General features: G+C 59.6%; 11 protein-coding genes. 8 read left to right on the forward strand and 3 right to left on the reverse strand.

The window, feature by feature from the left end:
* Positions 1–308 precede the first annotated feature (308 nt).
* On the reverse strand, positions 309–719 hold the full coding sequence (locus tag LDL37_RS09965; RefSeq protein WP_290797506.1) for an RcnB family protein: 411 nt from the start codon (positions 717–719) through the stop codon (positions 309–311).
* Between the two features lie 267 nt (positions 720–986).
* Here LDL37_RS09965 and LDL37_RS09970 point away from each other — a divergent pair, with 267 nt between their 5' ends.
* Positions 987–2588 carry an AbgT family transporter gene (locus LDL37_RS09970; protein WP_290797509.1) on the forward strand — a complete coding sequence of 534 codons (1602 nt, stop codon included), beginning with the start codon at positions 987–989 and terminating at the stop codon, positions 2586–2588.
* 271 nt (positions 2589–2859) lie between these two features.
* On the opposite strand, the gene LDL37_RS09975 is transcribed toward LDL37_RS09970, so the two are convergent.
* Positions 2860–3936 (reverse strand): alpha/beta hydrolase fold domain-containing protein, encoded by a 1077-nt coding sequence (locus LDL37_RS09975; protein ID WP_290797512.1) that lies wholly within the window; start codon positions 3934–3936, stop codon positions 2860–2862.
* A 79-nt stretch (positions 3937–4015) separates the two neighbouring features.
* Between LDL37_RS09975 and LDL37_RS09980 the strand changes: the two genes are divergently transcribed.
* Positions 4016–4681 (forward strand): hypothetical protein, encoded by a 666-nt coding sequence (locus LDL37_RS09980; RefSeq protein WP_290797515.1) that lies wholly within the window; start codon positions 4016–4018, stop codon positions 4679–4681.
* Between the two features lie 326 nt (positions 4682–5007).
* Entirely contained in the window at positions 5008–5211 is a 204-nt protein-coding gene (locus LDL37_RS09985; RefSeq protein ID WP_013478897.1) for a cold-shock protein, read from the forward strand.
* A 52-nt stretch (positions 5212–5263) separates the two neighbouring features.
* Here LDL37_RS09985 and gluQRS read toward each other — a convergent pair whose 3' ends face one another.
* Complete coding sequence (gene gluQRS / locus LDL37_RS09990) at positions 5264–6079, reverse strand: tRNA glutamyl-Q(34) synthetase GluQRS (RefSeq protein WP_290797519.1); 816 nt, start codon at positions 6077–6079, stop codon at positions 5264–5266.
* A gap of 85 nt (positions 6080–6164) precedes the next feature.
* Here gluQRS and LDL37_RS09995 point away from each other — a divergent pair, with 85 nt between their 5' ends.
* The 5 genes from LDL37_RS09995 to LDL37_RS10015 all read left to right on the forward strand — a co-directional run.
* On the forward strand, positions 6165–8096 hold the full coding sequence (locus LDL37_RS09995) for a M48 family metallopeptidase (protein ID WP_290797522.1): 1932 nt from the start codon (positions 6165–6167) through the stop codon (positions 8094–8096).
* A 141-nt stretch (positions 8097–8237) separates the two neighbouring features.
* Positions 8238–8798: an HNH endonuclease gene (locus LDL37_RS10000; RefSeq protein WP_126420394.1), complete on the forward strand. Its 561-nt coding sequence runs from the start codon at positions 8238–8240 to the stop codon at positions 8796–8798.
* A 46-nt stretch (positions 8799–8844) separates the two neighbouring features.
* On the forward strand, positions 8845–9162 hold the full coding sequence (locus tag LDL37_RS10005) for a hypothetical protein (protein ID WP_290797527.1): 318 nt from the start codon (positions 8845–8847) through the stop codon (positions 9160–9162).
* 75 nt (positions 9163–9237) lie between these two features.
* Entirely contained in the window at positions 9238–9591 is a 354-nt protein-coding gene (locus LDL37_RS10010) for a hypothetical protein (RefSeq protein ID WP_290797530.1), read from the forward strand.
* 109 nt (positions 9592–9700) lie between these two features.
* A partial coding sequence (locus tag LDL37_RS10015; protein WP_366509239.1) for a multicopper oxidase domain-containing protein occupies positions 9701–10000 on the forward strand: 300 nt, incomplete at its 3' end.

Genomic DNA, 10000 nt, shown 5'->3' on the forward strand with positions numbered 1-10000 from the left:
CCCTTGATCAGATCGCCGCAGTCGGGTTGAGCGGCCAGACGGGTTTGCAGATGGCTGTACTCTTCATCCGAAAGCAGTTCGGTGACCTGACGCGTGAAGACGGGCGTTTCAAGAAATTCCATCGGCACCTATTATACGCCATTGGCGTATAAAGACAACAGAAGAAAACGGCGCCCCGTTAGAGCGCCGTTTCTCGTTCAATGCCTTATAGCGAGATTTCGTTCAGGTTGAATCAAAATCTCGCTCTAACATTTTGTTTTGTCGCGCATTTGAGTCCGAAAACCGTTGCACACTTTTCGGAATGCGCTCTAATTACTGAGCACAATCGCAGCGATCAGGCCCGTGGCCACGGCCGCCAGCACGTAGCGGTCATCTACCTGACGCCACTCATAACCGCGCGGCGGCGCGTAGAGGTGGCGGTGGCGGCGGTAATCTATGGCGTAGCCGCGATCCCAGTCGCGATAGGCGACATAACCCCCGCGCCGCCAGTCTGAGCGCTCACGCCAGCCATAGTGGCGGCCGCGATCATAGCTGCGGTAATAGTCGTAACGCCCGCGCCGGTCGTCATAACGGTCATAGCGATCGTAGCGGTCATAACGCTCGTAGCGATCGTGTCGATCATGACGGTCATGGTCACGCGGATGCGCCGCCGCGACGTCGGCCATCAGCAGGGAGCCAGCCATCATAGCCAGCAAGGACGTAGTCATTATGCGTTTCATAACGGTCTCCTGTCTTGCCCCATCCCTATGCTCACAGACTAATCCTGCCTGCCTGAACCGCGCATGAACGGATATGTGGCGAGTGTATTCAGTCGCCACGTCATTAAGATGAAGACGTGAGGGGACGTTGAGTGATGCTCGCAAAGCATCTCTGTCCTTATCTCATTTTTGTTTTTTGTGAATTGCCATCGATTGCACGCCCTGGCCCCGGTTTACAGACGTAAAAGCTTCGCTAACCTGAGCTTTTACAGTAAAAGGACGCGCAGGGTGACCGAGCCGCAATCGCAAGACGCCATACGGCGATCCAAAGGTTTTCTGGGGCTGGTCGAAAAGGCCGGCAATCTGCTGCCTGACCCGGTGATGATCTTCGTCTGGCTGATCCTTGGGCTGATGGTGCTTTCGACCATCGGCGCGCATTTCGGCTGGTCGGCCTCCATCCCCTATAGCGGCGAGGAAGCCCCGCACTGGGCGACGCTCGACAACGGTGTGGTGACCTATACGGCGACCAGCCTGTTTACCGCCGAAAATATCGGGCGGCTGCTGGTTGATATGCCCAAGACCCTGACCGGTTTTGCGCCACTGGGCGTCGTGGTCGTGATCATGTATGGGGCCGCCGTGGCCGAACGCTCAGGCCTGTTTTCGGCGCTGATCCGCTCCTCGCTGCGCAATGCCCCGCGCGCCATCCTGACCCCGTGCGTGATCATCACCGGCATGGTGTCGCACCATGCGTCCGATGCGGCCTATGTGGTGTTTATCCCTCTGGCCGGGCTGATCTATGCCTCGGTCGGCAGGCACCCGCTGGTGGGGATCGCCGCGGCCTTTGCCGCTGTGTCGGGCGGCTATGCCGGCAATATCACACCGGGGCAGATCGACGTGTTGCTGTTCGGCTTCACGCAGGAGGCTGCCCGCATCATCGACCCGGCATGGACGATGAACCCGCTCGGCAACTGGTGGTTCATCCTCGCCATTGTCGGCCTGTTCACCCCGGTGGCGTGGTTTATCACCGACAAGGTGGTCGAACCGCGTCTGGGCAAATGGGGCGGTTCGCCGGACACCGAACTTCAGGCCGAACTGGCCAAGTCCGAAATCACACCCGCTGAGAAAACAGGCCTGAAACGCGCCGGGATCGTCGCGGTGCTGGTCGTCGCCGGGTTCGCGGCTCTGGCCCTGTGGCCCGGCTATACCCCGCTGATCAACGAAGACGCCACGGGCCCGGCGCAGCTTCAGCCCTTCTATGCCGCCCTGATCGCCGGCTTCTTCCTGCTGTTTATCACCACGGCTATCGCTTTCGGGACGGCGGCAGGGACCATCAAATCCGACAACGACGTGGTGAAGATGATGGGCGAGGGGATTCGCTCGCTGGCCCCCTATCTGGTCTTTGCCTTCTTCGCCGCGCACTTTGTCGCCATGTTCAACTGGTCACGGCTGGGCCCGATTACCGCCATCAATGGCGCGGAAATCCTCAAGGCGTGGGATTTACCCGCCCCGCTGCTTCTGGTCAGTGTGTTGCTGTTCTCGTCGATACTCGACCTGTTTATCGGCTCGGCCTCGGCCAAGTGGTCGGCGCTGGCCCCCGTGGTGGTGCCGATGTTCATGCTGGTCGGTATTTCGCCGGAAATGACCACGGCGGCCTACCGCATGGGCGACAGCTATACCAATATCATGACGCCGCTGATGTCCTATTTCCCGCTGATTCTGGCCTTCACGCGCCGGTGGGACAAGAGCATGGGGGTAGGGTCGCTGCTCGCTCTGATGCTGCCCTATGCGCTGAGCTTTATGGTGGCGGGGATCGGCCTGACGGCGGCCTGGGTGGCGCTGGACCTGCCGCTGGGGCCGGGCGCACAGGTGCACTACACCCCGGCGGGGTAGGTCTCAAAGAGCGACGTGCGGGAAAGCGTGAAGCGGTTTTCCGAAAAAAAAATCGCAATATAACAATAACCTATAGCGAAATGGCGATTCTGCTCAAAGTCATCTCGCTATAAAGATTTGAAACTACAGATTTCACAGATTTCAAAGATTATTTTTATCAGGCGGGCGCTTTCGGGTCTGTGTCTTTTCTCATGGACGCACTTTTTGCGTCATCTGTGTAATCTGTGCAATCTGTGGTTCTTCAAAAATGCGGCCACCCAAGCAGGCCCTGTTATGGCTCGTTAGCGGTGTCCGTGGTCAGTTCACTCCACAGCGCCGCCATATCGCGCACGGCGGCCTCAGCGTGATCGACCACCCCGGCAAACAGCGGAAAGCCCAGAGGCATTGTGTCGTAGCGGCGATAGAGGGTGTGCGTGCGGCCCTCCATCAAACGCCGCGCATAGCGTTCGGCCTGAGCCGCCAGCGGATCAAGCCCGCCGGAGACGATCAGGGTCCTGGGCTGACCATTGATCACCTCTTCGCGTAGCGGCGACAGGGCGACATCGCTCAGGCCCGTGCCTGCGCCGGCATAGTGGCCGATCATGATATCAAGATCGGCGGCGCTGATCGGCCAGCTTTGGGCGAAGCGGCTCGTTTTCAGGTCCGGGTCTGCGAGGTCGAGCAGGGGGGTGACCAACAGTTGCGCCACGGGTAAGGGCTTGAAATCGCGGCGCAGATCAAGGCACAGGCGCGCCGCCATATTGCCGCCCATGCCGATGCCGCCGATGGCCGCCTGACCCGAGGTCGCGCCTAAGCGGCTCAGATTGGCCAGCGCCCAGTCCCAGGCCAGACGCGCGTCGTCATACCCCGCCGGAAAGCGGTGTTCGGGGGCCAGTCGGTAGGCGGGCAAAAACACCGGACAACGCGCTTCATGCGCCAGAAGGCTGGCAAAGGCGAGGCTTAGCTCCGGCCCGCCCAGCACACCGCCCCCGTCGTGGAACAGCACCAGCAGCGGGGAATTGTGATCGATACGCTGCGGTCGGATCAGTTGGCCGTTGACCAGCCCGCCATCACCGACGGCTTCGACCTTCACCCGCACCTCAGACCCTGCGCTCACCAGGGCCGCCGCCTCCTGCCAGTCTTCGCGCGCCCCTTCGACCGAGGTGCCGGTCAGGCTGAGTGGCGTGCGCTGATCCTGACGCGCGAAAAAGGTCTTCCACAGAAAAGTGATCTGGGTGTCGAGCGTGCGCCCGTCCACGTGCACAATGCCGCCGCCGGAGAGGAACTTCAGCACGGCAAACGGCAGGCGCAACACCTGACGCAGAAGCAGGCGTCTCAGGACGGATTGACGGGGCGGCGACAAACGCATGGGTGACCTGAATGGACAGAGGTTTAGTACAGTGTTAGGTCGGATCAGTCGGAACGGCAAGGCGGCGGAGCGAGGGGCCATGCGTCGGGGGGATTTTTACAATACCAAGCCGCGGCTTTACCGGCGGCGGAACCGGGTCACGACGCTGTGGGGCAACGGTGTGGTGTCCTTGCTGGGAGGCCTGAACCTCATCGCGGTGTCCTTGTTTTGCGGCTGGGGCCTCTCTCTCAGTGGCGGGCTGTGGTGGGAGGCCGTGCAGAGGTGGCGGCAAAGCGGGCAATGGGAGACAGGCCTTGTTATTGGCGGTATCGTGACCCTGCCGCTTCTTCTCTTGTGTCTGCGCTACCTGATCAGGGTGTGGGGACTGTGGTGGCTGTCTGTGTTCGCGCGTCTGGGGCGTCGCCTGATGATGTTCAACAGTCGCCGTATCTGGATCAGGGGCTTTACAACGGGCTTTGGAAAGCCGTGGTCAGAGGTTGAGGTGCGCTTCCTGCGAAAACGCTATGCGCTGACAGGGCCGTTGTGGATGGGGCACGGTCTGAAAACCAAGTTTTACGTAGCCGGGCGTTGGAAGGCGTTTCGCGAATGGGATGTCGGGTTGCTGACCGGGCGTGATCTTCAGACTCTTCTTCTCTATGAACTCTGGCGCTATCAGGATCGCACGGGTGACAAACGCTGGCGGCTGAGCCGCAAGGCCTATGCCGATGACCGGCCCGACGTACCCTATCCCGAAGGTTACGACTGAGCCCGCCGGGTCGTCGCACCTGGCACAATAATACCAGGATCGAACAAGCAACTTCGGCTCAGCCACAGTAAGTATTAATAATGAACTTTGGGATCACAATTCGGTAACGATGATTTATTGCCGCAGGGGGCGGTCTATATGGGATTTTTATTTGACCGCTCTCAAAAGCTGCGTCTTACTCTCTGTCGCAATTCGTGATCTGGCTGCTGACTGCTCGGAGACGGGATTTCCTGTTTTCCTGAACTCAAACTGCGCTACCGAGACCGACGATTGTGGGGAGATTTGCTCCCGAACACCTCGATACTGCTTTTGACTAAGGAGAGCACATGGCCGAAGGTACGGTTAAGTGGTTCAATGCCACCAAGGGTTTTGGTTTTATTCAACCGGCCGAAGGCGGTAACGACGTCTTTGTCCACATCACCGCTGTTCAGCGCGCGGGCCTGCAAGGGCTGGCGGACGGCCAGAAGCTCTCCTACGAGCTTCAGACCGAGCGCGGCAAGACCGCCGCTGTCAATCTGCAACTGCTGTAATTCAGTGGTTTCAGCCGCTACACAAAGCCGTCCCGTTCGCGGGGCGGCTTTTTTACACCTTCGGTGTCGCCGCGATCAGGGCCCTGATCGCTTCGGCGTCCATGCCTTCCCGCCGGTAGTCACGCAGGCTTTTTGATCCCTTGCGTTTTGCAAGTCGCCTTCCCTGATCGTCGAGTAGCAAGGCGTGATGGCGATAGACGGGCGTCGGCAAACCCAGCAAACCTTGCAGCAGAACCTGCGTGTGGGTGGCGGTAAACAGGTCGTGGCCGCGGTGGATGTGCGTAACACCTTGCCGCGCATCGTCGATAACCACGGCCAGATGGTAGGCGATGCCGATATCCTTACGCCCCAACACCACATCGCCGTTGACCTCAGGCCGCGCCGTCTGCGGACCGGTTTCACCGTTGGGCCCCTGACCGGTTTCGACAAAATCCAGCCGGTCCCATTTTGCGCCCAGCGCTTCACGCGCCGCCGCCAAGGACAGACGCCATGAGGGTTCGCGCTCAGCGGGTCCATTCTCCGCTACAGCATCCCCTTCCTGCGGCGCCCCTTGCGCCGCCTGCGCCAGCTCCTTGCGCGTCTTGAAACAGGCATAGACCAGCCCGCGCGCCCGCAAGGTCTCCAGCGCTGCCTCATAGTCGGCCAGATGATCGGATTGCCGCAGAGCCGGCTCAGGCCACGCCAGCCCCAGCCCGCGCAGGTCTTCATAAATCGCAGTCTCGTATTCCGGTCGGCAGCGCGTGCGGTCTATGTCTTCGATCCGCAACAGGCACTCCCCGCCCGCCTCAAACGCCGTCAGGGCCGCATAGGCATGGCCCAGATGCAGATAGCCGGTCGGCGAGGGGGCAAAACGGGTGCGGTAGGTCATGCTCTTGATCTATCAGATAAAACAGGTACGGTCATGGTGAAAGCGCGGTGGAAAGGCACCGTCGGTGCAATTAGGGGGGAAGTTTATGGGCCGGACAATTGAAATTCCCAAGGTGCAGACGCCTTGGGGTTTGGGCGGTGTTATTGAAGATCGCTATCAGCCTATGGTTGAGCGGTTGGAAGCTTTTTCACGGGATCATCCGGGGGCCTACCGCTGGCGGGTGTTGGGTGCGGCGCTAATGGGCTACGCCTTTCTGGCATTGGTATTGGGCGGGCTGATCGGACTTACTGTAGGGGTTGTCGTCATTGCCATAGCCACACATCTCGTGGCTTTGCTGGCCAAGGTGGCAATCGTCTTTCTGGTAATGGGTTTCTACCTGTTACGCGCCTTGTGGATAAGGTTTGAAACCCCAAAAGGTGTTGTTGTCACGGCTCGTGAGGCTCCGGCTTTGTTTGCCGCACTTGAGGAGATTCGCCGCCTGACTAAAGGACCTAAGGTTACAAAGGTCCTGGTCACTGACGAGTTCAACGCCGCTATCGTGCAGGTTCCGCGTTTGGGAATCTTCGGTTGGCACGACAATTATCTGTTGCTGGGCTTACCCTTGCTGATGGCCTTGTCCGAAAACGAGGTGAAGGCGGTTATCGCGCATGAATACGGCCACTTGGCGGGTGCGCACGGTAAGTTGTCGGCCTGGATTTATAGGGTGCGTCAGACGTGGGCGCGCCTTTCCTATGCTTTTGAGACCGGTGGCATGGCGTCTGTGCTTAAGGGCTTTTTCAACTGGTATGGTCCCTGGTTCAATGCCTACAGCTTCGTCTTGGCGCGTTCGAATGAATACGAGGCCGATCGGTGTGCCGCTCTGGTGGCTGGCCCGGCAACGGCGGCGTCGGCTCTGGTGCGAGTCAGTGCGGAGGGGCATCGCTTTGCCGCGCACTGGGACGCCCTGCAAAGCTACAATCGCACGGCGAAAGCACCGGCGACCTTACCTTATGCAGGATTGGCCATGCGTTTTGCCGAACAGCCCGCAGAGGCCGATCAGGCGCAGGCCCTATCTGAGGCGTTAAAAAGACAAACAGACTTGCACGATACGCATCCCTGCCTCTCAGACCGGTTGGCCGCTCTTGGAGAAGCGCCACCGGCACTTGCAGTCGTCGAGTATAGCGGCGCGAGGGGATTTCTAGGCGACGCGCTTACGACGCAACTGGTGGAACGTTTTGACGCCGAGTGGTGGCGCGAAGCGGCACCGGTATGGGAGGATATTTACACGCAGGCCGAAAGTCTGCGCGCCCGACGGCGGGAACTCGATACGATGGCGGCGCAAGGCTCTCTTGATGAAGAGCCCTATTGGGAGCGTGTCAACCTTATCGAGTATGAAGGCGATGTGGCGACGGCACAGGCTCTGGCAGAAGCCTGGGCGCAGTCTCATCCTGACGATCTGATCGTGCGGCGCCGTGTCGCACAATTCTACCTGGATCAAGGGGATGCAAAGGGGGTTGAACACATGCAACCCGTACTCGACGGTGCCGATCATGGTCAACGCGAACAGGCTTTGTACGGTTTAGCCGCGTATTACGCGCAGTTTGATCCGGAGAATCCCGAAAGGGCGCGGGTTAACGAAAGTATCATAGAGGCCGGGCGTTTCAGGGAGCGCGTACAGGATCATTTTTCCCGTTTGCCACCCGCCACGACGCTTGAGGCACCGCATCTGCCCGAGGCTACGCTGAGCGCGCTCAAGCGGGTCCTTGCCGTACATTATGGCATCAAATCCTTATGGATCGCCCGGCGCAGCTTCCCGGATGATCCGATGATCGTGCAATATATCGCCCTTTATATCTGTCGGGACCGTAAGGCGGAGATGGATATCAAAAACGCATTTATGGACGACGTGCTGAAGGCGCTTCAACCGCATGGGGCGGCACTGGCAGTGGAAAGTGTACCGGCATATGACTGGTTGCGCAGACGTTTGGTTCATCTTGAAGGCTCGGAGGTCCGCCGCGACAGTGCATCTGGGGTGTAATCCCTCTGTCATGCAAAGTTCACTGTTTTCTTTTTGCGGAATCGGGTTCTTACTGAGCTTGTGGATAAGCTTCTCAGCAAGAAGGAGTTCGGTCTTCCGGTACGATTATCCCGTTGCATCCCCGATCGCATGGAGGCGTCCATGCAGGTCCTGAAAAATCCGCCCTCTGACTGGCGGGCCCTGGTCCTGAATGCCGATTTCAGGCCGCTCTCCTATTACCCGCTTTCGACCCGTCCGTGGCAGGATGTCGTCAAGGCGGTGTTCGAAGGTCGCGTCGATGTGGTTTCGACCTATGATGTCGAAATCCGCTCGCCCTCGATGACCATGCGTTTGCCAAGCGTCATCAGCCTCAAGACCTATATAGACCAGAACCGGCCACCGGCCTTCACGCGCTATAATGTCTTCCTGCGTGATCAGTTCAGTTGTCAGTATTGCGGCTGCCGCCACGATCTGACCTTTGACCATGTGCTGCCCGTTTCGCAGGGCGGCAAGTCCACCTGGACCAATATCATCACCGCCTGCGCCCCCTGTAACTTGCGTAAAGGGGGAAAAACTCCCCAACAGGCACAGATGGCACTGGCCAAAAGTCCACACCGCCCGACAATGTATCAGCTTCAGGAGCTGGGACGGCGTTTTCCGCCTCACTATCTTCACGAAAGTTGGGTAGATTACCTGTATTGGGATACGCTGCTCGAACCCTGACGGGGGCTGAGGGGCGTATATGGGTATTCTTCGGGCTGATTAAGACATGTCGCAGCGCGTGCGCTTTGAGTTGGATCGCCGGAATTTCGGTGTGATACGCTTTCCCCGTGACAAGGGTCAGACCCTGGTGCCGTTGAAACCCATCGAGGCGGCGTTAGCCCGAACGCTGGACGTGCAGGTTGAGGCGCGGCGCGAGCGCCTGTTTGGTCCCAAAATACCGCGCTTTGCCTATATGGGTGAGGTGCTGTCCCTGCGGGTGCTCGACTCCGGCGATGCAGTGCTTGACCTGTCTCACGCCGATGATGAGGCGCGCGAAACGATCATCGAACATATGCGCCTGTCCGAGGATTTTGAGAGCGTCTGAGGGCAGGCGTCACGGTCGTCTGGCAACGACGGCGGGTCCATAGGCAAGCACGCGAATTCCTGCTAAGTAGGGCGCATGTGGAAGCGACTGAGCCGTATTGCCGGATTGCTGGCCTTCGTCCTGGCGACGATGGCGGGACCGGTCGTGGCACAAGCGCAAAACGCCAGCGATGCCGAGCCCATGCCCTGTCACGAGATGACGATGGGGGAAAATGCGCCGCCGCACAACAAACACCCTGTCGAAAAGTCACATTCCGATTGCGGCAGCGCCTGTCAGTGCCCGGTCAGCCACTGTGCCGCCGGAGCGCTGAGTCTGCCGCCGGTGGCGTCCCCCATGGTCTATGAAGGCCGCATGCGCGCAGGCTTTGGCAGCGATCAACGGTTGCGCTTTGCCCTCAGCGACGATCTGATGCGCCCGCCGCGCGCCTGAAAAACCGGACTCGTATGGCGCCCAGATCGGGCGCGACTCGTCACGTTTTTCAGGAAAAACACTCATGAAATCCATGCTTTTGGCGGGTTTCTTCAGCCTGTGCGCCTCTATGGCCCTGGCCGAAACCCGCACCTATGACCTGACTATATCGCAGGTCCAGTCCACGGTGGGTGGCAAAGCCGTCCCCAAGATCGCCGTCAACGGCACCATTCCCGGCCCTGTCCTGCGCTTTACCGAAGGCGATGAGGCGGTCATTCGCGTCACCAACCGCTTGAAAACACCGACCTCGGTCCACTGGCACGGCCTGCTGCTGCCGGGCGTGATGGACGGCGCGCCGGGCTTCAACGGCTTCAAGGGCATAGCCCCCGGTGAGACCTTCACCTATCGTTTCCCGATCCGCCAGTCGGGC

The organism is Asticcacaulis sp. (genome assembly GCF_020217185.1).
In the GTDB taxonomy this organism is placed as follows: domain Bacteria; phylum Pseudomonadota; class Alphaproteobacteria; order Caulobacterales; family Caulobacteraceae; genus Asticcacaulis.